This window comes from Colwellia sp. M166 (genome assembly GCF_024585285.1).
In the GTDB taxonomy this organism is placed as follows: Bacteria; Pseudomonadota; Gammaproteobacteria; order Enterobacterales; family Alteromonadaceae; genus Cognaticolwellia.
This window is the reverse complement of sequence record NZ_CP040755.1, coordinates 658,379-682,074: the sequence shown is the minus strand read 5'-3', so window position 1 is coordinate 682,074 and position 23,696 is coordinate 658,379. Positions and strand designations below refer to the sequence as shown.

The following is a 23,696-nucleotide window of genomic DNA, read 5'->3' as shown; positions in this document are numbered from 1 at the left end:
ATGTGTGTTTTGTTGAACGCTGGCCTCAGCAAAGCACGCTAAATGATTAAGAGCAATGTGAAGGAAAGAGTAAAACCATGAAAGTATCAATTGAAATTAGTCTATATCCGCTTGCAGAAGAAAAATTTAAAACTGAAATTTGGACCTTTATTAAACGTTTACGCTTGGTTGAAGGACTGAATGTAATTACCAATGGCATGAGTACACAAGTATTTGGCGACTACGACTTGGCCACTAACCATGTTATGGCGGAAATTAAACATGTTCATCAAACACTTAATGCTGCAGTATTTGTTTGTAAGTTTATTGGTGGTGACCGATCTGTTGTTGAAGCCGAGTCATAATGGCAAGTTCCATCAGTGCAGCCAATGAAATAGTAAATTATTTTACCACCTTGCCAATATTAGAGCTGATTGCTGTTGCAGCATCTTTGTTGTATGTGCTGCTGGCAGCAAAAGGCAATATATGGTGTTGGCCCGCGGCTATCTTGAGCACTGTGTTATATACCGTCATTTTCTATGATGTCTATTTATTGATGGACAGTGCTTTACAACTCTATTATTTATTGATGGCGGTGTATGGTTGGTTTTGTTGGCAGAAAAATATCAAAAGTAAAAAAAACACCGCTAAAGCACTGCTTTATAGCCAATGGACGATACAACGACATAGCAGCATTATTCTAGCTTTAACGCTACTATCTTTAGCTTTAGGCTGGTTAATAGCAAACTATACACCGGCACATTTCCCTTATCTTGATAGTGCAACAACCGTTTTTGCGGTATTTGCTACCTATTTAGTGACGCAAAAAGTACTAGAGAATTGGTTATATTTCATTGTCATTGATTTTGTTTCAATTTATCTCTATATCGAAAAATCACTTGTGCCTACGGCAGCACTATTTAGCGTTTATGTTGTGCTGGCGGGTTATGGTTATTGGCAATGGCGTAAGCAATATAAATTACAATTTAACCAAGATCAGTCTGAACTCTATAGTCGCCATTCTGTGACCGGATAAGTGGCAGCTTTAGTTTAATTTAATCGAGTTTGACAGGAAATTGTTTTGAGCCTTGACCATGAGAATATGCCGATATTAGATGAAACGCACAAAAAACTCGCGCTAGAGCTATGCCAGTTACCTTGCTTTAATTCACTAACAATCGATAACATTGCTGTTATTGACGTAGGATTAAGCCAATCCTGCTTTCAAGTTGATGATACAAACCAGCGCTATTTTGCCAAATATCTCACTGGTAGCTATGTTGAAACCACGGCTAGTCAGATAGCTGCATTTTATGGCATTGCACCCAAGGTAGTTTATGCCGGTAATAACTGGTTAGTTACTGAATTTAAAGTTGCTCAGGAGCTTAATACAGCTGACTTATCTGAAAATGAAAAGATAACACTCATGCTCACCATGTTAGCTCAATGTCATCAAATTGATGAGCACAGTGATAGTCAGCATCACAATGAGCAACTTGATAGCGTCTTTTATAAAGCAAGTCATTTGACTTTCAACTCAGCAGTTAGCTCGGCAGGGGCTACGTCACTCAAGCCGATAAGAAAGCAGAAAGATAAGTTATCAGCCTTACCTAAACTTAATGTTACAGCAGTGATAGATGATTTATTGCAGCAGCTTGAACTCAGCGACCAGCAAAACCAACAACTGAAACAGCTATCTAAAAAATTAATGCAAAACCTTAACAAAGCTAATGAGCAAGCGGGTAATATCAGGCAAGTATTTTGTCATGGTGACGCTAATTTTAGTAATGTTTTGCTCGTTAAAAATAACCTTAGTTCACCCAATACTCATGACTATTTATTGGTGGATTTTGAATGTGCTTGTATTGCACCTATCGAATATGATTTAGCAATGATGATGGCGGTAAACGGCATTGAAGCCAATAAAATTGAGATCATTTATCAGCTTTATCTGCAGGGATTAACCGCGTTAAATAAACAGGGGAATGCCCATGAAATTGTCGACAATTCTTCCGTTGAGCTGATGAATGTTAAGAGCTTATCATCTAAGTTGGTTACGTGTTACTATGACTTGTCTATTTTAATCAATGGCTTATGGTACTTTGTAGCGTATCAGTCTCGACAGCAACTAAAATACAAAAACTTGGCACTTAAGCAACTGCAGCTGCTGGCAAAAAGCTATCCTGAGTTATACCAATTCTAATAAGTTTCTTCCCACTCAGTGAAATGAGATAAGGTGCCTAGATCCTACGACTAGTGGTAGTGCTAGAATAGCGTGCTTAGCGCATAATTAACCTAAGATTATTAAATGGTTATATTGTGTGAATTGGAAAGAGTTTATTGAAAACAGAAATCGCTTATTTTGGTTGGTACATACTGCTGGCTGGTGTGGTTTTGCCTTGGTGCATTACTTAGGTTCTTTACTGCACGATTTACGTGATATTTTTCTGATCATCATTTTACTAAATGCCTACGCTGGTTGGCTATTCACCGTACCGCTAAGATATATTTATCGCCGTATTTGGAATTTTACCCCGTTAAAAATTGCCATTGTGGTTATATTAACTTCCTATTGCACCGGCGTGTTATGGCAAGTAGTTAAAAATATCAATTATTGGGAAATATATAAACATGGCTACCGACCTGATTTTTGGTTGTTTTATACAAAAAATAGCCTGTTATCATTCTTCATTATTTTAAGTTGGAGCGGCCTATATTTTGGTACTAAATATTACCAAATGCTGCAAAAAGAAAAACAAAATGTCTTACGTGCGAATACTGTTGCTCATCAAGCGCAGCTAAAAATGTTGCGTTATCAACTTAACCCGCATTTTTTGTTCAATACCTTGAACGCAATTTCAACTTTAATCTTAGTAAAAGAGAATAAAACCGCGAATGCTATGGTAACTAAATTAAGTGAGTTTTTACGTTACTCTTTAGATAAAGACCCAATGAAGCGGGTAACACTGAACAGTGAGTTGCAGGCATTAAGGCTTTATTTAGATATAGAGCAAGTGCGCTTTGAAGAACGTTTACAGGTTAATTTTGATATTGCTGGCGATTGTAAATTGGCATTAGTGCCTAGCATGATCTTGCAGCCGTTAGCTGAAAATGCTATTAAACATGCGGTAGCGGTACAAGAACAAGGCGGAGAAATTAAGGTTGCTGTCTATCGTTTTGCAAATGATTTACTAATTGAATTATCGGATAATGGCCCCGGCGCAGAAATTAAAAATGGTAATTTATTTCGTGAAAATGGTGTTGGTTTAGTCAATACCCGTGAACGCTTGCAAGCATTATATCAGAATGATTTTTCTTTAGTTGTTGCCAACAATGTACCAACTGGTGTTAAAATCAGTATACGAATTCCCTATGAAGTTGGCCATCCAGTATGAGCAAGCAGCTCTCTACCATTATTGTTGATGATGAACCCTTAGCAAGAAAAGGCCTTGCGGTGCGTTTGGAAGATCATAAAGATATCGACATTATTGCGCAGTGCACCAATGGTCGAGAAGCCGTTGAAGCTGTAAGGGCTTATCAACCGGATCTGATGTTTCTTGATATTCAAATGCCAGGCTTAAACGGTTTTGAAGTTGTTGAGGCGATTATCGAGCAGGGCTTATCATTGCCTATGGTGGTATTTGTTAGCGCTTTTGACCAATATGCGATGCAAGCTTTTGAAGTCCATGCTCAGGACTATTTGCTCAAACCAGCCGACGAGCAGCGTTTGGCACAAACCTTAGACAAAATACGTTTGAGCATTAATAGTGAAGTCAATGCGATACATAAATCGAAACTGATACGTTTAGTCAGTGATGTTACTGGTAATGACTGTGATAAAATTTTGCAGGAATTAGAAAATAACGAGCCGGTTAGCATTTCAAGTTACTCTGACGTTTTAGCGATTAAAGATGCAGGTGAAGTCAGTAGAGTACCGGTCAAAGATATTTTATGGATAGATGCTGCTGGTGATTATATGTGTGTACATACCCACGATAATACCCATATTTTGCGAAAAACCATGAAACAACTTGAAGAAATTTTAGATCCTCGGCGTTTTTTACGTAGTCATCGCTCAACTATTGTCAACAAAAGTTACATTGATAAGTTTTGCAGCCAACTCAATGGCGAATATTATTTAGTGATGACCAATGGCAAAGAGTTAAAAGTTAGTCGCAGTTATAAAGAAAAAGTCAAAAAAGCGGTAGTGGCTTAACGCAGCGTTACGCTATTCTACCCATTAATTCAGTATCAGTACTTTTCTTAAATAAACCTTTTCTTTAACAGACCCACGCGTTTGGAGTTTTCTCAATGAACAGTATTGATCTCTTTGTAAAAAACTGGGCCAACAAGCAAGTGATGAGCCCGATAGCACGTGCTGATATTTCAGCGCTTGAAGCACGATTAGCGGCAACATTACCAGAATCGTATAAATATCTATTATTGCATTATGGCTTAGTACATTCACCGAACGTACTGACTAAAATATGTGATTTGGGTGTCGATATCAGCGAAGTACAAGACTTTTTAAGTCTCGAAGATGTTTACTCATTATCTAAGCTTTATGAAATGACTGGGATGCCGAAAGGGCATATTTTGTTTGCCTCAGATTGTAAAGGCAATATGTTCTGTTTCAAACTAAGTGATTGTGGAACGAACAACCAAGAGGTTCCTGTGTGGTTTTATAATCATGACTTACGTACAGTTAGCCTAGTGGCAGATACTTTTAGTGCTTGGCTCGATCGTTTTAACACGCTTTAATTTATTCAGAATAACCTACATTTAAATCGTTGTTAATTATACACATAAGACCGTAATCTGATAATCATAAATGATGATTGGTATAAAATGATACTCGGTATAAGTGATGTTATACCAAATGTAATAAGTTATCGATCAATTTTAAGCGAGGGTAAATTTTCAAGAATAAGGCGCTTGATTGAGTAATAGCTAGCTATTGTGATTGAAAGCAACGCAGTTATTGGAGATTTAAACCGCCTTAAAATGATCAATTGTTTATTTCAATTGGTATTATATAGTTAAAAAAATAGTCGAACACGCTTTCTTATGTGTCGACTATTTTTCAACTATGTAATATTAATACTAATTTCAGTAAAGCTTCAGTATGTAGCTTTAGCCGCTACCTTTACTCATTCACCTCGACTAAAAGCAATGCTGTTAGCTTAACTTGATAATTAAACGTGCTGCAGCTTCACTTGAACTTGCTGGATTCTGCCCACTGATAATATCGCCATCTTCAACCACAAAAGAAGCCCAGTCGTCACTTTTTTGGTAGTTAGCCCCTAGTTTAATTAATTCATCTTCAAGTAAAAAAGGCACAATATCAGTTAGCTGTACGGCTGCTTCTTCACTATTAGTAAAACCAGCGATTTTTTTACCTTTGACGATGGCATCACCATTAGCATCCTTAACATTAAGCAATACAGCAGTTGCATGACAAACCACTGCTACAGGTTTATTTTGTTTAATAAATGCTGAAATCAAAGCAATTGAGTGCTGATCGTTGGTTAAATCCCACATTGGGCCATGGCCACCAGGATAGAAAACAGCGGCATAGTCATTGGCATCAATCAAATTGAGCTTTTTAGTATTTGCTAATACTGCTTGGCTAGCGCTGTCTTGCTCAAAGCGACGAGTAGCATCAGTTTGAAAGTCAACTTCTGCACTTTTTGGATCTAGTGGTGGTTGTCCACCTAAAGGTGATGCCAGTGTAACATTGAAGCCAGCGTCGACTAATTGATAATAAGGCGAAGCAAATTCTTCTAACCAAAATCCGGTTTTTTCTCCGGTATCGCCCAATTTGTCATGTGAGGTTAATACCATTAATACTGCTGTTGAAAGTGCTGAATTCTTTGTAGTCATGTTAATTATCCTACGCTTTTATAAGCGACTTGTCGGTGAGCATGAAATAGTGAAACGACCTTATTTGCCGTTTCAGCTGGTACTTATTTGTTGATGTAAACGAGTATATGCTCAATCAATATTTATACAATGCTGATAAAATTGATAACTTTGTTTTAATAATTGATACAATGGCTTTTCCGCTACGTAATATCCGGCAAGTAGCCCATGCTTTGTTTTTTTGGTAGCAATATTTTACGAGTATCGTAGTGCTGTTAATCGGTAGTCGGTGTGTTAAAGCAAGTGGCAAGTCATTAAACAAGTAGGAGACGTGAGTGGATATTTCTTTCGAGCAGTTGAAAAGCATGGTGGTTTTTTCCCATGTCGTTGAACAAGGTAGTTTTAGTGCGGCAGCAAAGCATATTGGCCTCTCTAGGGCTGTAGTAAGCTACCATATTAAAAAACTTGAGCGACAGCTTGGCATTACGCTTTTAAATCGTTCTACACGCTCTATTGCCCTGACAGAAGCAGGAAGTAATTATTATCAACGTTGCCGTATTATTGCTCAACAGGCGAGTGCTGCGAATCAACAAATTGAAAATATTAAAAATGAACCAGAAGGCCTGTTAAAAATCACTTGTCCGGTGAGTGTTGGACTACATACCATTGTGCCCGCGCTAGATAAGTTTCGTAAAATCTATCCAAAAATTGAACTTGATCTGATGTTAACAGATGAAGTGGTTAATATTGTTAAAGAAGGTATTGATCTGGCCATCAGAGGAGCACCTTTATCGGATTCTGGTTTACAAGCGCGTAAACTTGCCGTGCTTGCAACCTGCCTTTGTGGCTCTCCTGCATATTTTCAACAATATGGCCGTCCCGAACAGCTCAATGAATTAAGCCAACATCATTGGATTATTTATAAACTGACCAGTAATAAAATAAGCTTAGAAAAAGCCGGACGAAGTTACTCATTCGAGGTGAAAGGTACAATCGCGACGAATAATGCGACAGCAAGAACGGCTTTCGTTGAAGGCGGACATGGCTTAGCACGCATCCCTATGTATGACGCTTGGCCAAAGATTAAAGCTGGACGTTTGCAAACCATATTAGATGACTATCAAGCAAAGCCGATAGACGTTTATGGAGTTTTTCCGCCAGGTGCGGCTAACTCTAAAAAGTTGCGGTTATTAATCGATTTTCTTAGCCAATTTTTTACCCAGCAACAGGCTAATTTAGCGACAAGCTGAGGTAATGAGCTTATAGAAGCTAACTTGCGATAGCTAAGATAAGTGCTGTGCAGTTAAGGCTAAAATATTCTCTTGTGCTTGTACTAAACTTTCGCTGACGCCTTGTTGATGCATAATGGCGATTGGTAAGGCAACATGGGCTATGGTATTGCTTTGTTCGGCAATCATGATATTGGATTGTCCAGATATAATGGCCTGTACGGCAGCAACGCCCATCTTGGTCGCTAAAATTCTATCCTTAGCAACTGGTGAGCCACCGCGCTGTACATGACCAAGAATACATGGCGTACAATCGATTTTAGCTATGGTTTGTAATTGTTGAGCGAGCGCTGAAGCGCCACCTCGCCATAAATTTTCGGCAAGCACGATAATATAACTCGCGTGACGATTCGCTTGTGCTTGTTTAATTTCCTTGGCAAGTGCTTTTAGCTTCTCAGCTTCATTATGATTAGCATTTTTATCAAATGAAAAGTTCTCAAATGAAATGATTTGTTCAGCGGCACAGGCAATACCAACATTAAAAGCGATATGACCACTGTGCCGGCCCATTAATTCAACAATAAAAATTCGCTCAAATGCTTCTGCTGTGTCGCGGATTTTATCAATAGCTTCGATAGCGGTATTAATCGCCGTAGAAAATCCTATAGTAAAATCAGTACCATCAATATCATTATCTATGGTACCGGGGATACCGATAACTTGCCCAGACCACTGTTTTTGTAAAGCAATTAAACCGGTAAATGAACCGTCGCCTCCAATGACAATTAAGGCATCTATTTGTGCTTTTAATAGTGTACTAGTGGCTTGTGCTATGCCTAATGTTGTTTCCATCGCCGGGCAGCGAGCACTTTTTAAGATAGTGCCGCCGCGATGGATAATATGACTAACATCTTTTAGGCCTAGCGGCACTGAAACATCGTCAATCAAGCCATTAAAGCCGGCATAAAAACCAGTCACCTCTAGGTGATAATGCTGTGCAGCGATAACAATAGCTCGAATAGCCGCATTCATGCCTGGAGCATCACCACCACTGGTTAAAATGGCAATTTTTTTTACTGTTTGAATATTTTTTTGCATAACTTCCTGCTGATGACTAACCGATAACTAAAATTTAACAAGCTTATCTAAACTAACAATTGTTGAGCAAAAGTAAAAATAGTTTTCTTTTAAAGCACGCTTATCTTAATGTAAGTCAATAACAGTTTTATCATTTTATATAATTAAGCGACATAAAGTGTGTAAAATTTACCATATAGGACTTTGATGAATAATTTCAGAACTAATTTACTGGCGTGTGTACTGGCAATTCTTGTCTCTGGTTGTGGTTTTCGTTTTATCTATAATCATTTAGATTGGTGGGCAAATTGGTATCTTGATGACTATGTCACCTTGACTGAATTACAACAGCAAGCTTTTGATACGTCTTTCGAAGCGTTACACGACTGGCATCGTACAACACAACTACCTCTTTATGTTAAACAGCTAAAGGCACTACAATTTTCGATCAATAATGACCTAGGTGAACAGCAAGTAGCAGAAAACTTAACCCAATTACTTGAGCATTGGCAAAATATTTTAATTGCTGTTGAACCTAAACTACAACCTTTAGCTTTTAGTTTATCAGCTAAACAAAAACAACAATTACTCTTGGCATTAAAAGCCGCACAGCAAGAGCAGATCGACGATAATGAAATGCTTACTCAACAACAATGGTTTGAAGTACGAGCTGAGCAGCAAATAGATCAACTTAAAGCCTGGTTTGGTAGGTTAACACCAAGACAGAAAGAACAAGTTAGCTTGCTGAGTCAATCTTATCAGCGTTCGTTCGAACCTAGAATGAACTATCGTCAACATTGGACTAATCAATTTGCTGAACTGCTAAATGCGGAGCTACCAGAGCACCAATTCAAGTTTGAGTTCTATCGCTTGTTCGTTAATGGTCGCAGTTTACGAGATGATAATTTAAATGCTATTACTAAAAATAATAATCAGCTATTTGCCCGCATTTTTGTTTACATGGCCACCTCAGCAACAGACAAACAACGTAAACGTATTAATAAAAAAATTAATACGGTTGTAGGTGATTTAAATTACTTGATTGCTAATGACTGACTTAGTCAGTAGTAAAGTGTCTGTTGAAAGTATTTATTCTGAGGTTAAAAATCGAAAAATAAAAGGTAACATTTACGCTCAATGCCAGTCAGTTAAGCTGACTGGCATTTTCTTTTTTATGGGGGTACTTAGATGGTTTTGGCTTCACCCATCGGGGATATCTTCTCGTCTAGTTGGAAGCTTAAATAAGACCAGTGTATTGAGTAAGTGCTGCCAGTGTATTGGAATGTTCCCTGGACTCATTATAGATATTGATGAGAAATACTGAATGACAGCCATCGAACTGCTAGAGAAACTTAGCTGGTTAGGCCATATCCCTGTGACTGTTGCTGCCATCGTCATTATTCTTCGTATTAAATTATAGGCGAGTAACACACCCCATAGCTCCTGACGTACCATGTCTGGACGCTTACTTCTCAAATGGTATGCGCTATCAAGCATGGTTTTTTTGATTTCTCGAAATCCAAGTTCTATCTCCCAACGATGACAGTATAATTCAACAATTTCATTGCATGGAAAACGCAATCTATCCGTCATCGAGGTCAATATACGGTAGCTTTTGCCCTTGATTGTTTTACTGATTAATCTCGCTTTAATCGTTTCAGGAACATCGGGAAAGTTTTTTTGTGCATGCTTGGTTGTTTTCAATTCAATGATATGATCATTTTTACCCGCGCTAGAGATGATTTCATACTGTAAGTCGGGCCTTGCTGGTATCAGCCAGTGCCTCATACTCCCAGTTTGGTGCCAACGATTTAACAGGCCTAAAGAATAATATCCTTTATCAAACATAGTTAGTGAATTATCTGGTGTACGTTCAATTAAACGCTCAGCTAATTTCATCTCGTTGGTTTTATAGTTATCAAACTCGCTACTGAGTAGTTGATGGCTGGTCAATTCCATATGACAGACCATGCGTATTTGAGGAAAGGCTGTATCACCATATTGGTTGCTACCAGAAGAGAATGCTTTACGATTGTCAGGCGTGTCGGCTGTTCGCCACACAACACCGTCAACCGCTAATAGATTCAAACCATTCCATGTTTCGAATGACTGTTGCTTATACATTGATTGAGCAGATTTATTGAAAACCTGTTTAACGGCGTCATCACCTAACCTTTGTCTCGCTTGTACCATTGCACTTGGAGCAACGAGTTGGTTTTTGCCAGGTAGCATGATATCTAGCTTATTGGCGATATTCCAAACCGATTCTTTTCGAAATAATGCCATGCCAATAACTGACCACAAAACAGCCTCAAGCGGTAACCTTCGCTTACGAACGGTAGCAATCCCTGCTTGTTGAAAGCCTTGTTCAATGATTTCAGGGTCAAGAATTTCTGATAATTTTTCAAAGGTATGGTATCGGTTGCTTTCTTCAAGTGTTGCTTGCAGTGCTTGTTCTATATTCACAAAAAAAATCCGTAGTTAGTTTCCTAACTACGGATTTTGCATGATCGTTTGGATCGGTCAACAGGTCATTTTCTTAACTGATCGGCATTGAACATTTACGCTACCTTTTTAATTACATTGCTTGGTATAGAACGGTTTGATATTAGACCATTAGGCAAAATGTTTTTTCGCTAAAGTTAAAATCTTTAAAGTATTGGTTGCACCAACCGTTTCCATCAAATCACCATGGGTTAATATCACTTTATCACCGGTTTTTAATTCAGAGCCTTTAGCGACAAGCGCTAACACGTCTTGAGCCAATTTATCATCATTATCACAACTAGTAGAGTCATAAGAAACCGGGTAAACGCCACGATAAATCGCTGTTTTAGTCAACGTTTTACTGTGACGTGATAGTGAATAAATAGGTAAGCCTGATGAAATACGTGACATGATTTTGCTAGTTTGGCCTGATTCGGTTAAAGCGATAATCGCTTTAACGCCATCTAAATGGTTTGCCGCATACATTGCAGACATAGCAATAGTTTCAGAAACTTCAGCAAAGGTCATTTCAACGCGATGTTTAGAGGTAGTAATCGAGCTTTCCTTCTCGGCACCAATACATACAGCGGCCATAGCCTTAACAGTTTCAACAGGATATTTACCTGCGGCTGTTTCTGCAGAAAGCATTACGGCATCAGTACCATCTAGTACGGCGTTAGCCACATCCATGACTTCGGCACGTGTTGGCATAGGTTGCTCAATCATGGTTTCCATCATTTGTGTCGCCGTGATCACTACGCGGTTCAATTGACGGCTACGTGCAATGATGTGCTTTTGTTTACCAACTAAAGCAGCATCGCCAATTTCAACACCAAGATCGCCACGTGCAACCATAACAACATCAGAGGCTAAAATAATACCATCGAGTACTTTATCGTCGTTTACCGCTTCAGCACGTTCAATTTTTGAAACTAAGCGGGCGTCACAGCCGGCTTCTTGAGCCAATAAACGCGCTTCGCGCATATCAGCTGCGTCACGTGGAAATGATACGGCAAGAAAATCGACATTAATTTTTGCGGCTAATTTGATATCTTCTTTATCTTTGTCTGTTAAAGCAGGGGCTGTAAGACCACCACCTTGTCGGTTGATACCTTTGTTGTTTGATAAAGGTCCACCAACCGTGACTTCAGTAAAAACGGATTGGTCTTTGGTTTCAAGTACACGTAGTTGCACACGGCCATCATCAAGCAATAAAATATCACCAGGGATGACATCTTGCGGAAGTTTCTTGTAATCAATGCCGACTTTTTCTTGGTTACCTTCACCTTTCCCTAAGGCGGCGTCTAATTCAAACTTATCGCCAATGGCAAGTCTGATCGGACCATCTTTAAAGGTTGAAACACGAATTTTAGGCCCTTGTAAGTCACCTAAAATACCAACATAAATGCCAAGCTCTTTTGCTAATTCACGTACGGTATTGGCACGGTTGATATGATCTTGTGGAATGCCGTGAGAGAAATTCAATCTAACAACATTTACACCAGCAGCAAGCACTTCTTTTAATACAGCTCTTTCGTCAGTTGCCGGACCTAAGGTCGCGACAATTTTGGTTCTTCTAGGCATGATAATCCTTAAATTTATGCAATATTTTACTTTAAAACCACTATAGATAAGCTACCAATAGCAGAAAATTAATCTTTACGTTCAAAACGAGAACTACGCAAACTGTCTTTAACTTTCTTCAAATTATCTCTAAATTTTGTGCCACGGCGCAAAGTAAAGCCGGTAGCCAAACAATCAATTAAGGTGAGTTGAGCAATACGTGATGCCATGGGCATATATAAGTCGGTATCTTCGGCAACATCAACTGATAGTACAATATTACACTCTTTCGCTAATGGTGTTCCTGCGGTGGTAATACCAATAACAGTGGCATCATTTTCACGGGCTAAACTGGCAACATCAACCAATGATTTAGTGCGACCAGTGTGGGAGATAACGACCACAACATCACCTTGACGACTATTTATAGCACTCATACGTTGCATTAATATGTCATCAAAATAAACCACAGGGACATTAAAGCGAAAAAATTTGTTTTGTGCATCATGAGCAACAACCGCTGAAGCACCTAAACCAAAAAAGGAAATTTTATTGGCTTGGGTAAGTAGGTCAACGGAACGGTTGATTGTTGATGTATCAAGACTTTTACGGGCAAGTTCAAGGTTGGCCATAGTCGATTCGAAAATCTTTGAGGTGTATTCTTCCGCCGAATCATTTTCATCTACATGGCGATTAACGTAAGGTGTACCATTAGCTAAGCTTTGTGCTAAATGCAGCTTAAAATCTGGATAACCTTTAGTGTCTAGTCGTCGACAAAAGCGATTCACTGTCGGTTCACTGATATTAGCTTGTTTAGCCAATGCCGCGATACTGGCATGAATGACGGTACTTGGCGATGATAATATAACTTCAGCCACCTTACGCTCAGACTTACTGAAAGTATCTAACTCGTTGGCGATCTTTTCTAATATATTCATTGCGTTTAAGCCTTAACGGATTACTTAACTGGTACTATACTAACCAAATCTAGTGTAACTGTAATTTATTTTCTGCTTTAATAACAGAAATTATGAAAATTTATTTCATATTTAAGGCTAATATAAAGCAAAAGTGTCAAAATTAGCAAATATTTAATCAATTTTCAGCTCGTAACCGTACTTAAGCACGCTATTTTCTATTGAAATACGATAAATGTAGTAAAATTACATAAAATGCTTTACTACTGACGCTATAGTCGATAAATTAACTTTAAATGTAGTTTAGTTACAATAAAACTAATATAGATAAAATAATTGAGAACAGATGCTATGAAAAACATAGATTGCCCGTTAGCAAACGAAATTGTTATTTTTGGAGCGCTTGGAGATTTATCTCGTCGTAAACTTCTACCTTCTTTATATCAATTAGAATTAGCCGGCTTGTTGAGTGACGATACCCGTATTATCGCTGTTGCACGAGATGATCTCACCCTTGCGCAATTTAGCCAACAAATTGACGAAAGCTTAAATGAATTCATCACTGAAGCATTAGATAGCAATACAGTGACCAAGTTTCTAGCTAAATTGGTGTATCAGCAGCTTGATTTTAAAGAGACAAAATCTTACAGCAAACTAGCAAAAACCTTAGTTTCAGCAAATGCTGCACGTGTTTACTACTTTTCAACACCACCGGCTATTTATGGTGATATTAGTGAAGGCTTAAAGTCAGCCAAATTAATTAATGATGTCGATAGAGTGGTCATGGAAAAACCTATTGGTCATTGTTTAGAATCATCAAAAGTGATTAATGATCAGGTGTCTCGTTACTTTAACGAAAATCAAATTTACCGCATTGATCACTACTTAGGCAAAGAAACGGTGTTAAATCTGTTGGTATTACGTTTTGCTAATACACTTTTCACCAATAACTGGGATCGAAACTGTATTGACCATGTACAAATTACCGTCGCTGAAAGCGTTGGTATTGAAGGCCGTTGGGGCTTTTATGATGAAGCAGGGCAAATGCGTGATATGGTGCAAAACCACTTATTGCAAGTGCTGTCGTTATTAGCGATGGAGCCACCGGCAGACTTAAGTGCTGATAGTATTCGTGATGAAAAGTTAAAAGTCATTAAAGCGCTTAAACCTATTACTCGCCAAAACGTTAAAGAAAAAACTGTGCGAGGTCAGTATGCAGATGGTTACCTAAATGGTGTTGCAGTACCTGGTTATTTGAATGAAGAGGGCGCTAAAGCCAATAGCGCTACGGAAACTTTTGTTGCGATAAAAGCTGAAATTGATAATTGGCGTTGGGCTGGCGTGCCATTTTACCTTCGTACAGGTAAGCGTATGCCACAAAAACACAGTGAAATTGTTGTGCATTTTAAGCAGCAAGCTCATAATATTTTTAGCGAAAGTTATACCGATTTACCATCAAATAAGTTGACCATCCGCTTACAACCCGATGAAGGTGTAGAGCTTGAAATGATGAATAAAATTCCGGGTATTTCATCGCAAATGCAAATTCACGAAAATAAATTAGATTTAAGTTTCTCGCAAGCTTACGATAACCAACGCGTTGTTGATGCTTATGAGCGCTTAATTCTGGAAGTGATTAATGGCAACCAGTCGCTATTTGTTCGCCGTGATGAAGTTGAAGCTGCTTGGCAATGGGCGGACAGCATTATTGCCGCGTGGAAAGCAACTCATGATGCCCCTAAACCCTATGCAGCTGGTTCTTGGGGGCCTGTTTCATCAATTTCTTTAATTGCACGCGATGATCGCCAATGGGTGGAATAATGTATCAATTTAATGAATTTGAACAACGCGAGCTACTTGATAGTGCGCTTGCAGAGCAGGTTGCCAACTTACTTTCTGCAGCTGTAAAAATCAAAGGTAAAGCCAGCCTAGCCGTTTCTGGTGGTTCAACACCGAAAGGCTTTTTTCAAGCCTTATCGAAGAAAAAAATTGCTTGGCATGCCATTACTATCACTTTAGCAGATGAACGTTGGGTTGATATTGACTCTACTGACAGTAACACTAAGTTAGTACATGAGTATTTATTACAAAATGAAGCAATCAAAGCTAAGTTTTTCCATTTGAAGCAGGGTGAGGCGCTCACCGAGGAAACCTTAGCAGATTTAAATCTAGCGGCTGAGCAACAGTTATTGCCTTTAGATGTGCTTATCTTAGGTATGGGCGAAGACGGTCATACCGCCTCGTTGTTTCCTTGTAGTGATGAAATAGTGCAATGCTTAGCACTTGATAGCGAAGCACTCTTAAAAGTTGTACCAAAAACGGCGCCATATCAGCGTATTAGTTTTAGTTTTGCTGCCTTAGCTAAAAGTAAAACTACCTTTTTACATATTAGTGGCGTCAGCAAAAAGCAGGTGTTAGCTAAAGCTATTGCCGGACAGGAATGTAAAGAAATGCCAATTAGGGCTTTTCTACAAGCGCCAGACGTTAATACACAAGTTTATTGGGCGGAATAATGATGAATAAAAATGTTATGAATGAAAATGTTTTACGGATCACACAACGCATTATCGACCGAAGTAAAGCCACTCGTGCTGCTTACCTTGATAAAATTGCGGGTGAAAAATCAACGACTGTGCATCGCGCTAACTTGTCTTGTGGCAACTTAGCTCATGGTTTTGCCGCGTGTGGTAAAGATGACAAAGCAACATTACGTGGTGTTAACCATTCTGATGTCGCTATTGTTTCGGCTTATAATGACATGCTTTCTGCACATCAACCGTATCAGACTTACCCTGACATTATTAAAGCGGCAGTTAAAGAAACTGGTGGTGTAGCACAATTTGCCGGTGGTGTACCGGCGATGTGTGATGGTGTTACACAAGGGCAACCGGGTATGGATTTAAGCCTGATGAGCCGTGATGTTATTGCGATGTCGACGGCTGTTGCGTTGTCACATAATATGTTTGACGGCGCACTTATGTTAGGTATTTGCGACAAAATAGTCCCAGGACTAATGATCGCCAGTATGACATTTGGTCACTTACCAACGGTATTTGTACCTGCGGGTCCTATGCCCTCTGGTTTACCAAACAAAGATAAAGCTCGTGTACGTCAACAATATGCTCAAGGCGAAGTGGGCGAAGAAGAGTTATTAGCAGCTGAGTCTGCGTCTTATCACAGTGCCGGTACTTGTACTTTCTTTGGTACGGCAAATTCTAATCAGTTAGTGGTTGAGGTGATGGGTTTACATTTACCTGGTGCTTCATTTATCGCACCAAATACAGCTTTACGTGAGGAATTAACGAAAGCTGCGGCAAGACAAGTTACACGTTTGACACAGCAATCGGGTAATTATATGCCAATTGGTAAAATGATTGATGAGCGTTCATTCGTTAATGCCATTGTTGCCTTGTTAGCAACAGGGGGTTCAACGAACTTAACCATGCATATCATCGCTTTTGCTAAAGCTGCAGGGGTTATTATTAACTTCCAAGATTTTAATGATTTATCTGACGCAGTGCCGTTATTAACGCGTATTTACCCGAATGGACATGCTGATATAAACCAATTTCAAGAAGCGGGTGGCATGGCATTGTTATTCAAAGAACTTATTGATGCTGGTTTGGTACATGAAGACGTTGAAACTATTTGTGGTCGTGGCTTAACGCGTTATACCCAAAAACCTATTTTAGAAAATGGCAAATTACTCTGGGTTGACGGCGCAACAAGTTCAGGCGATAGCGAAATCATTGCAACAACAGCAAATCCTTTCAGTAGCCACGGCGGCTTAAAAGTTATGAAGGGTAATTTAGGGGTTTCAGTATTAAAAACCTCATCATTGCGTGAAGGTAGTTTTGTTATTAAAGCACCTGCTGTTGTTTTTGAAGATCAACATGAACTTGATATTGCCTTTAATGCCGGTGAGCTAGATAAAGACTTTATTGCCGTGGTTCGTTTTCAAGGGCCAAAAGCTCGAGGTATGCCTGAATTACATAAACTCACGCCGCCATTAGGTGTGTTACAAGATAAAGGCTTTAAAGTTGCCTTAGTGACGGACGGTCGCATGTCAGGTGCGTCAGGTAAAGTTCCTGCGGCAATTCACTTATGCCCTGAAGCCTTAGATGGTGGTTTGATCGCAAAAATACAAACGGGTGACATGATTTTACTTGATGGTGAAAGTGGCGAGTTAACCTTGTTAGTTGAAGAAAGCGAATTATCAAAGCGCGAAAACTCAGTATTTAAGGTTAATGGCCATCATCAAGGCATGGGCCGTGAATTGTTTGGTTTCATGCGACGTAATCTTAGCTCTGCTGAAACCGGTGCTTGTTCACTATTCGACGATGGCATAGAGAGTGAGATCTAACCATGATAGGTAATGAAATCAACATTATTGCTGACATTGGTGGCACCAATATGCGTGTTGCGCAGATCAATGAACAGGGCAATATCTCAAATATTGAAATATACGCATGTGCTGATTATGCAGGGCTAGCAGAAGTGCTAACAAATTTTTTGACCCAACATCAATTGCTTGGTAAAAAAATTAATGCTTGTTTAGCCATTGCATGTCCGGTTGATAAAGATTTAATTGTCATGACTAACTTGCCTTGGCAGTTTTCTCAGCAAGCGTTAAAAGCACAATTACACTTGCATCAACTGGTGTTGATTAACGACTTTACAGCCATTGCTCATGCTATACCGCAATTATCGGTTAAGCAAAAAGTGCAAATTGGTGTTGGTGACGTTATTAACGGTAAACCAATCTCAATTTGTGGTCCAGGTACGGGTTTAGGTGTTGCCAATTTAGTTGCGATAGATACTGCTTGGCATAGCTTGAGCGGTGAGGGCGGACATGTCGACTTTGCGCCTGTTGATCAACAGGAAATAGAAATTTTAAAATTCTTAATGACCAAGTATGCACGAGTTTCATATGAACAGTTACTCTCTGGACTAGGTTTAGAACAAATATATCAAGCACTGAGTTTCATTAAAAACGGTATGGCTTCGCAGTTATCAGCAAAAGAAATCACCACTAACGGTTTAGCCAATCATTGTGAACTATGTGCTGAAACTCTTGCACAATTTTGCCGTGTGTTGGGCAGTTTTGCCGGTAATCTTGCTTTAACGCTCGGTAGTTATGGCGGCGTTTACATTGCAGGCGGAATTGTCCCTCGTTTTATTGATTACTTCCAAACCAGTGATTTTAGAATGAGATTTGAAGCAAAAGGGCGTATGTCGGGCTCTAATCAACCTATTCCGACCTTTGTCGTTACGGAAGAACAACCCGGCTTACTCGGCGCTTCTGCATATCTTAAACAGTTTATGTCAGACCAAAATAAAACAACTAACACAATCAAGAATTAAGAGGGATTATGACGTTATCAAATAATTGGCAAATGCAGCCATCGGATCTTTTTGCCATGGGTCCAATAGTTCCTGTGTTGGTGATAAAAAATGTTGAAGATGCACTGCCAATCGCAGAAGCACTACTTGCAGCCGATATTAAAGTGCTCGAAGTAACATTACGGACACCGGCAGCGCTAGATGTGATCAGCATTATCGCAAAGCATTTACCTGAAGCAGTCATTGGAGCAGGTACAGTAACCAACCGTGACTTGTTACAAAAATCTTACGACGCAGGGGCAAAATTTGCTATCAGCCCTGGCTTAACGAAAGATTTATTACAAGCAGGAAAAGAAGGTAACCTTGCCCTGATCCCGGGTATTTCTTCAATTTCAGAGCTAATGGATGGTATTGATAGTGGCTATGATCACTTGAAATTTTTCCCAGCAGAAGCTTCTGGCGGTGTGAAAGCCATTCAATCGATTGGAGGGCCATTTCCTGATATTAAGTTTTGCCCAACAGGCGGAATTAACTTAAATAATGTCCGTGATTATTTAGCATTACCTAATGTTTCATGTTGTGGTGGTTCATGGTTAGTATCGGATGAGATTATTAAGCAAGCTAACTGGAAAGAAATTACCCGTTTAGCTAAACAAGCGTTAGCACATGTAAAGTAATACCATGAAACATTAGCTAGCCTCATTGCTAGTCAAATTTATAGAGCCAGGCAATAGACTGGCTTTTTTATTGCTCGAAAGGGCAAGCGCACGAATGAGCGTACTATCCTAAGTATTTGATTGATAATGCTCGAAATAAGCAAATATCTAAATTTTGTTGTTTTATTTCATTAATGTCAATACTGACACAACACTATTGAGTCATACCTCGTTATAAAGCGATATCAGATAGCTTTGCATTGATTATAGTCTCAGAGCTAAGTCCTGAGATTATGAGGTTATATTGAACACAAAAAAAGCCAGAATTTATTCTGGCTTTTAGTTTTTATTCGCTGGTATGTTAATGCGAAAGCAATAGCTTTACGATGTTGAGATATAGGTCGCTAAGTCTAAAATTTTATTAGAGTAGCCAATTTCATTATCGTACCAAGAAACGACTTTAACAAAGGTATCTGTTAACGCGATACCCGCTTCAGCGTCAAATACAGAGGTACATCGTTCACCGATAAAGTCATTCGATACAACCGCATCTTCGGTGTAACCTAAAATACCTTTTAATGCACCTTGAGAAGCGCTTTTCATCGCGGCACAAATTTCTTGATAACTCGCCGGCTTTTCCAAATTCACCGTTAAATCAACCACAGAAACATTCGGTGTTGGTACACGAAAGGCCATGCCTGTCAGCTTGCCATTTAGCGCTGGAATAACTTTACCAACAGCTTTAGCCGCACCTGTAGATGATGGGATAATATTTTGACCGGCACCACGACCACCGCGCCAATCCTTTGCAGACGGGCTGTCAACCGTTTTTTGTGTTGCTGTCGTTGCATGTACTGTTGTCATTAAGCCATCTTTGATGCCCCAATTATCATTAAGTACCTTAGCAATAGGGGCTAAACAGTTTGTCGTACAAGAGGCATTTGAAACAATATCTTGTCCGGTATATTCCGTGTGATTAACTCCCATGACAAACATTGGTGTATCATCTTTGGATGGTGCTGAAAGCACAACTTTTTTAGCACCGGCAATTATATGCTTACGGGCGGTTTCGTCAGTTAAAAATAAACCAGTAGACTCAACTACAACGTCTACATTCACTTCATTCCATTTTAAATTTAAAGGATCACGTTCTGCTGTTACACGGACATTTTTGCCATTCACTATTAATTGGCCATTAACTACATCAACTGTGCCATTAAAACGGCCATGAGTAGAGTCATATTTGAGCATGTAGGCAATGTAATCAACGTCAATTAAGTCGTTTATAGCGACTATTTCAACATCTGTTCTAGCAAATGCTTCTCTAAACACGAATCGACCGATACGACCAAAACCGTTGATACCTACTCTAATTGTCATAATAAAACCTTAAAATTATTTATGTAGTAAAATTACATCATTTACAGAAAAATACAAGGGTTATATCGATATTAACGACTTTTATTGATTTAATTCTTGTTTTATTACATTTATTTGTTGGGGTGGGCTTTATTAAGGCTAGTTACCTTCAAATCTATATGTTTTTATTTTCAGTTATTATGTGTTTTTTTTGCTTGTGATGTATCGCTAGGTTTTTCGTGCGGGTTGTACTACTCGAACAGTACTATGAGATGCGTAATAAAGTACAGTGTGACTTTTCTAGCGTATATGTTTAGCAGGTGAAAGCAGTCGATTAAATTATCATACCAATGCTACTAAGTTTCTTCCCACTCAGTGAAATTTAAAAGGCTTAGCGGCACAGCTTTACAGTCCCAGACTGAGCTTCAGTACCTACATCCATGCAGGCAAGGCATTAATTGAAGATAATGGTTACTCTCGACAACTGCTCCTGCGTTGTTCTAATGACTCATATCCCTGTGAGCACCTTGTCAAAATCAATAACACCGACGGTAAGCCTTTTAAAATAATCCTTGGTAAGCGCTGAGAGGGAACAAACTTAATAGACTTGGTATCAGTTTTGTTGCTATCGATTAAGTGGTCGATTAAGTGGTCGATATTTAGGAAGTAATAAACACTCCAGCTAAGTGATAAAAAAGTACTTAGCTGGAGTGTTAACTTGAGTTAGATACCTTGAAGCAAAATTTTAACTATGTGGTGATTTAAATTTACCGGCAATAATTTTGTTTAATGTTGAATTTGCTACCTTGTCTAAGAACTCATGATTTAAACCACTGCCTTTGGCGTAACTATCGAGGCTTTTATCGGTTATGTTGGTGTCTTCTGGATTATATAAATGTAATATTTTTGACCAAATATAAGCTTGCTTATGCTCTTTTTTATCGGCAAAAATACTGGCGATCGATTTAAATATTTCAGTATCAAGCGTGGCATCGCTTTCATAAAGCTCAAGGGCATGGTATAGCAACTTTAAGGTTTTATTAGGATCACGTTTAGCATAAAAGCTCGCTAAGTTAACTTGTCGATTTGGCTTTTCTAGTAACTCATTACCTTCTAGAGCAACAAACTTCGCTAATGAATGCTCATTTAAGTAGCGAGACCAATGAAAAAATAACAGATCAGGGTGTTCAGAATTACGTGTTGCCAACGATATTTCTTTTATTTTTTCTTGTGCTTTCATGACATTATTAATGCGTATGGTCTTTTTAATTTTTAATTTTATATGCTCAATCTTTGACGCATGCGCCATACACTTTGCATAGCCTTCATAAGCAATAAGTTGTTGAAATTTATTGCTATCGTTTGCTTCAACTTTGTCCGCTAAATTGGCAAAACCAACGGCTATGCGCTCTCGCTTACACCAAGTGTCTTCTTGAAACTCCAGACAAATTTCTGGATTCTGTTCACATAACTCAGCAAAATTAGGTCCGTTTTCACAAGCCATTAATACACATAATGGTAAAATGCTGGCAATTTTATAAAATGTCATATTTTTCTCTATTATACCCCTGAAAAACGTCTGTAACTGGTGGCGAAATAATTCGTGTTAGATTACAATATGCGCCGCATTTAGTTATTACTAATAGTTAGTTTAAATTAATAATAGCCCATCGTTCAATTGACTGAAATAAAAGGTTTACGCAATGACTTCTCATCTTGAGGAACAATATCAAACTAGTTGGCAAGAACGTCAAACATTCGCTGAAAACATGCAGCCGATCATCGGACAATTATTTAGAAATAACGGCATCGAAATTTCTATTTATGGCCGCCCACTAGTAAATGCTTCTGCTATTGACATTATTAAAGCACATAAATCAGTGGCTTTACACGAAGAAAATAAATTACGCTTACGTGAAAGTTTCCCATTCGTGCAAGCATTAGCTAGCATGTCATTGGCACCTGCGCGCATTGATGTGGGTAAGTTAGCTTATCGCTATTTATTTAAAGGTGAAGCGAACGGCTTGTCAATTGAACAATTTTTAGAAAAAGAATTAAGCACTATTGCAAAAGATACCGACCTGCAAGAATCTAAAGATGTTGTACTTTACGGTTTTGGCCGTATAGGTCGTTTATTAGCACGTTTGTTAATTGAACGAGCCGGTCCAAACGCTAAATTAAATTTACGTGCTATTGTTATTCGTCCAGGTAAAGAAGATGATTTAGAAAAGCGTGCTAGCTTACTTCGTCGTGACTCAGTTCACGGTGCCTTTAACGGCAGTATCACTATTGATAAAGAACATAACGTTATTAAAGCTAATGGCGCTTTTATCAAAATCATTTACGCTAAATCACCTTCAGAAATTGATTACACTGCATACGGTATCAACAATGCGCTAGTGGTAGATAACACCGGTATTTGGAGCGATGAAGACGGTCTTGGTCAACATCTTCAATCTAAAGGTGTTGCTAAAGTGTTGCTTACTGCACCAGCTAAAGGCGATATCAAGAACATTGTTTATGGCGTAAACGAAGATATGATTTTATCTGAAGATAAGATTGTTTCTGCGGCCAGTTGTACAACTAACGCTATTACTCCAGTACTTAAAGCGTTAAACGACGAGTTTGGTATTCGTAATGGTCACGTTGAAACTGTGCATTCTTATACTAACGATCAAAACTTAATTGATAACTACCATCCTGCGCCTCGTCGCGGTCGTAGTGCGCCATTAAATATGGTTATCAGTACTACAGGTGCTGCTAAAGCCGTAGCTAAAGCATTACCAGAATTGAAAGGTTTATTAACAGGTAACGCAATTCGAGTTCCTACACCAAACGTTTCAATGGCTATCATGAACTTGAACTTGAAAAAATCGACAGACAAAGCAGCATTAAATGATTACTTACGTCAGATTTCTTTGAACTCTAAGCTTCAAAATCAAGTTGATTATACGGCTTCTACAGAAATTGTATCGACCGATTTAGTGGGTTCTCGCTATGCAGGTGTTGTTGATTCACAAGCAACAATTGTTGACGGTGATCGCGCTGTACTTTACGTATGGTATGACAATGAATTTGGTTATAGCTGTCAAGTTGTACGTGTTATGTTAGCCATGGCTGATATCAACGTACCGACATTACCACTAACTTAGTCAATGGTATTTAACAGCGCTTAGCTTCTTAAAGCTTGCATGTTTGAAAAGCGTTTACCTTTTAGGTAAGCG

The 23,696-nt window shown here is 38.8% G+C and carries 20 protein-coding genes and 1 pseudogene; 14 read left to right on the top strand and 7 right to left on the bottom strand.

What is annotated here, in order from left to right:
- Nucleotides 1-77: 77 nt before the first annotated feature.
- The 6 genes from FGD67_RS03165 (at nucleotide 78) to FGD67_RS03140 (ending at nucleotide 4,740) form a co-directional block, all read left to right on the top strand.
- Nucleotides 78-344 carry a hypothetical protein gene (locus tag FGD67_RS03165; protein ID WP_257173660.1) on the top strand — a complete coding sequence of 89 codons (267 nt, stop codon included), beginning with the start codon at nucleotides 78-80 and terminating at the stop codon, nucleotides 342-344.
- Nucleotides 344-1,015 carry a nicotinamide riboside transporter PnuC gene (gene pnuC, locus FGD67_RS03160; RefSeq protein ID WP_257173659.1) on the top strand — a complete coding sequence of 224 codons (672 nt, stop codon included), beginning with the start codon at nucleotides 344-346 and terminating at the stop codon, nucleotides 1,013-1,015. The genes FGD67_RS03165 and pnuC overlap by 1 nt, the downstream gene beginning before the upstream one ends.
- Before the next feature lie 45 nt (nucleotides 1,016-1,060).
- The gene (locus FGD67_RS03155) at nucleotides 1,061-2,182 is read left to right on the top strand and encodes a phosphotransferase (RefSeq protein WP_257173658.1); all 1,122 of its coding nucleotides are present in this window, start codon (nucleotides 1,061-1,063) and stop codon (nucleotides 2,180-2,182) included.
- 118 nt (nucleotides 2,183-2,300) lie between these two features.
- Nucleotides 2,301-3,374, top strand: coding sequence for a sensor histidine kinase (locus FGD67_RS03150; protein ID WP_257173657.1), 1,074 nt, complete (start codon nucleotides 2,301-2,303; stop codon nucleotides 3,372-3,374).
- Nucleotides 3,371-4,195, top strand: a complete 825-nt coding sequence (locus FGD67_RS03145) for a LytTR family DNA-binding domain-containing protein (RefSeq protein WP_257173656.1) — start codon at nucleotides 3,371-3,373, stop codon at nucleotides 4,193-4,195. The genes FGD67_RS03150 and FGD67_RS03145 overlap by 4 nt, the downstream gene beginning before the upstream one ends.
- Nucleotides 4,196-4,290: 95 nt before the next feature.
- A complete protein-coding gene (locus FGD67_RS03140) occupies nucleotides 4,291-4,740 on the top strand; it encodes an SMI1/KNR4 family protein (RefSeq protein ID WP_257173655.1) in 450 nt (149 codons plus the stop codon).
- 417 nt (nucleotides 4,741-5,157) lie between these two features.
- Here FGD67_RS03140 and FGD67_RS03135 read toward each other — a convergent pair whose 3' ends face one another.
- Nucleotides 5,158-5,862 (bottom strand): type 1 glutamine amidotransferase domain-containing protein, encoded by a 705-nt coding sequence (locus tag FGD67_RS03135; protein WP_257173654.1) that lies wholly within the window; start codon nucleotides 5,860-5,862, stop codon nucleotides 5,158-5,160.
- 314 nt (nucleotides 5,863-6,176) lie between these two features.
- On the opposite strand from FGD67_RS03135, the gene FGD67_RS03130 reads away from it, so the two are divergent.
- Complete coding sequence (locus FGD67_RS03130) at nucleotides 6,177-7,091, top strand: LysR family transcriptional regulator (RefSeq protein ID WP_257173653.1); 915 nt, start codon at nucleotides 6,177-6,179, stop codon at nucleotides 7,089-7,091.
- Nucleotides 7,092-7,124: 33 nt separating this feature from the next.
- On the opposite strand, the gene FGD67_RS03125 is transcribed toward FGD67_RS03130, so the two are convergent.
- Nucleotides 7,125-8,168, bottom strand: a complete 1,044-nt coding sequence (locus tag FGD67_RS03125) for an ATP-dependent 6-phosphofructokinase (protein ID WP_257173652.1) — start codon at nucleotides 8,166-8,168, stop codon at nucleotides 7,125-7,127.
- Nucleotides 8,169-8,354: 186 nt separating this feature from the next.
- Here FGD67_RS03125 and FGD67_RS03120 point away from each other — a divergent pair, with 186 nt between their 5' ends.
- A complete protein-coding gene (locus FGD67_RS03120) occupies nucleotides 8,355-9,203 on the top strand; it encodes a DUF6279 family lipoprotein (RefSeq protein WP_257173651.1) in 849 nt (282 codons plus the stop codon).
- Between the two features lie 88 nt (nucleotides 9,204-9,291).
- On the opposite strand, the pseudogene FGD67_RS03115 reads toward FGD67_RS03120, so the two are convergent.
- The 3 genes and pseudogenes from FGD67_RS03115 to FGD67_RS03105 form a co-directional block, all read right to left on the bottom strand.
- Nucleotides 9,292-10,613 (bottom strand): annotated as a pseudogene (locus tag FGD67_RS03115) (IS4 family transposase).
- 150 nt (nucleotides 10,614-10,763) lie between these two features.
- Entirely contained in the window at nucleotides 10,764-12,218 is a 1,455-nt protein-coding gene (gene pyk / locus FGD67_RS03110) for a pyruvate kinase (protein ID WP_257173650.1), read from the bottom strand.
- 68 nt (nucleotides 12,219-12,286) lie between these two features.
- Nucleotides 12,287-13,135: a MurR/RpiR family transcriptional regulator gene (locus FGD67_RS03105; protein ID WP_077288394.1), complete on the bottom strand. Its 849-nt coding sequence runs from the start codon at nucleotides 13,133-13,135 to the stop codon at nucleotides 12,287-12,289.
- A 330-nt stretch (nucleotides 13,136-13,465) separates the two neighbouring features.
- On the opposite strand from FGD67_RS03105, the gene zwf reads away from it, so the two are divergent.
- From zwf to FGD67_RS03080, 5 genes are read left to right on the top strand one after another with little or no spacing between them, the layout of a single operon-like run.
- The gene (gene zwf / locus FGD67_RS03100) at nucleotides 13,466-14,935 is read left to right on the top strand and encodes a glucose-6-phosphate dehydrogenase (RefSeq protein WP_257173649.1); all 1,470 of its coding nucleotides are present in this window, start codon (nucleotides 13,466-13,468) and stop codon (nucleotides 14,933-14,935) included.
- Nucleotides 14,935-15,627 carry a 6-phosphogluconolactonase gene (pgl, locus tag FGD67_RS03095; protein ID WP_257173648.1) on the top strand — a complete coding sequence of 231 codons (693 nt, stop codon included), beginning with the start codon at nucleotides 14,935-14,937 and terminating at the stop codon, nucleotides 15,625-15,627. The genes zwf and pgl overlap by 1 nt, the downstream gene beginning before the upstream one ends.
- Nucleotides 15,628-15,644: 17 nt before the next feature.
- The gene (gene edd, locus FGD67_RS03090; RefSeq protein WP_257175057.1) at nucleotides 15,645-17,477 is read left to right on the top strand and encodes a phosphogluconate dehydratase; all 1,833 of its coding nucleotides are present in this window, start codon (nucleotides 15,645-15,647) and stop codon (nucleotides 17,475-17,477) included.
- Between the two features lie 2 nt (nucleotides 17,478-17,479).
- Nucleotides 17,480-18,478, top strand: a complete 999-nt coding sequence (locus tag FGD67_RS03085; RefSeq protein ID WP_257173647.1) for a glucokinase — start codon at nucleotides 17,480-17,482, stop codon at nucleotides 18,476-18,478.
- A gap of 8 nt (nucleotides 18,479-18,486) precedes the next feature.
- The gene (locus tag FGD67_RS03080; protein ID WP_257173646.1) at nucleotides 18,487-19,134 is read left to right on the top strand and encodes a bifunctional 4-hydroxy-2-oxoglutarate aldolase/2-dehydro-3-deoxy-phosphogluconate aldolase; all 648 of its coding nucleotides are present in this window, start codon (nucleotides 18,487-18,489) and stop codon (nucleotides 19,132-19,134) included.
- Nucleotides 19,135-19,494: 360 nt separating this feature from the next.
- Here the strand turns inward: FGD67_RS03080 and gap are convergent, their stop codons facing one another.
- The gene (gap, locus tag FGD67_RS03075; protein ID WP_257173645.1) at nucleotides 19,495-20,493 is read right to left on the bottom strand and encodes a type I glyceraldehyde-3-phosphate dehydrogenase; all 999 of its coding nucleotides are present in this window, start codon (nucleotides 20,491-20,493) and stop codon (nucleotides 19,495-19,497) included.
- 724 nt (nucleotides 20,494-21,217) lie between these two features.
- Entirely contained in the window at nucleotides 21,218-22,021 is an 804-nt protein-coding gene (locus FGD67_RS03070; protein WP_257173644.1) for a DUF2989 domain-containing protein, read from the bottom strand.
- A 154-nt stretch (nucleotides 22,022-22,175) separates the two neighbouring features.
- On the opposite strand from FGD67_RS03070, the gene FGD67_RS03065 reads away from it, so the two are divergent.
- Nucleotides 22,176-23,624: a glyceraldehyde-3-phosphate dehydrogenase gene (locus FGD67_RS03065; protein WP_257173643.1), complete on the top strand. Its 1,449-nt coding sequence runs from the start codon at nucleotides 22,176-22,178 to the stop codon at nucleotides 23,622-23,624.
- Nucleotides 23,625-23,696 lie beyond the last annotated feature (72 nt).

What these genes read in the sequence shown, in the direction of transcription:
- FGD67_RS03065 (WP_257173643.1), top strand. Translation starts at nt 22,176, where the DNA reads ATGACTTCTCATCTTGAGGAACAATATCAAACTAGTTGGCAAGAACGT.
- pgl (WP_257173648.1), top strand. Translation starts at nt 14,935, where the DNA reads ATGTATCAATTTAATGAATTTGAACAACGCGAGCTACTTGATAGTGCG.
- zwf (WP_257173649.1), top strand. Translation starts at nt 13,466, where the DNA reads ATGAAAAACATAGATTGCCCGTTAGCAAACGAAATTGTTATTTTTGGA.
- FGD67_RS03145 (WP_257173656.1), top strand. Translation starts at nt 3,371, where the DNA reads ATGAGCAAGCAGCTCTCTACCATTATTGTTGATGATGAACCCTTAGCA.
- FGD67_RS03070 (WP_257173644.1), bottom strand. Translation starts at nt 22,021, where the DNA reads ATGACATTTTATAAAATTGCCAGCATTTTACCATTATGTGTATTAATG.
- FGD67_RS03080 (WP_257173646.1), top strand. Translation starts at nt 18,487, where the DNA reads ATGACGTTATCAAATAATTGGCAAATGCAGCCATCGGATCTTTTTGCC.
- FGD67_RS03085 (WP_257173647.1), top strand. Translation starts at nt 17,480, where the DNA reads ATGATAGGTAATGAAATCAACATTATTGCTGACATTGGTGGCACCAAT.
- edd (WP_257175057.1), top strand. Translation starts at nt 15,645, where the DNA reads ATGAATGAAAATGTTTTACGGATCACACAACGCATTATCGACCGAAGT.
- FGD67_RS03140 (WP_257173655.1), top strand. Translation starts at nt 4,291, where the DNA reads ATGAACAGTATTGATCTCTTTGTAAAAAACTGGGCCAACAAGCAAGTG.
- FGD67_RS03125 (WP_257173652.1), bottom strand. Translation starts at nt 8,168, where the DNA reads ATGCAAAAAAATATTCAAACAGTAAAAAAAATTGCCATTTTAACCAGT.
- pnuC (WP_257173659.1), top strand. Translation starts at nt 344, where the DNA reads ATGGCAAGTTCCATCAGTGCAGCCAATGAAATAGTAAATTATTTTACC.
- pyk (WP_257173650.1), bottom strand. Translation starts at nt 12,218, where the DNA reads ATGCCTAGAAGAACCAAAATTGTCGCGACCTTAGGTCCGGCAACTGAC.
- FGD67_RS03105 (WP_077288394.1), bottom strand. Translation starts at nt 13,135, where the DNA reads ATGAATATATTAGAAAAGATCGCCAACGAGTTAGATACTTTCAGTAAG.
- FGD67_RS03135 (WP_257173654.1), bottom strand. Translation starts at nt 5,862, where the DNA reads ATGACTACAAAGAATTCAGCACTTTCAACAGCAGTATTAATGGTATTA.
- FGD67_RS03165 (WP_257173660.1), top strand. Translation starts at nt 78, where the DNA reads ATGAAAGTATCAATTGAAATTAGTCTATATCCGCTTGCAGAAGAAAAA.
- gap (WP_257173645.1), bottom strand. Translation starts at nt 20,493, where the DNA reads ATGACAATTAGAGTAGGTATCAACGGTTTTGGTCGTATCGGTCGATTC.
- FGD67_RS03120 (WP_257173651.1), top strand. Translation starts at nt 8,355, where the DNA reads ATGAATAATTTCAGAACTAATTTACTGGCGTGTGTACTGGCAATTCTT.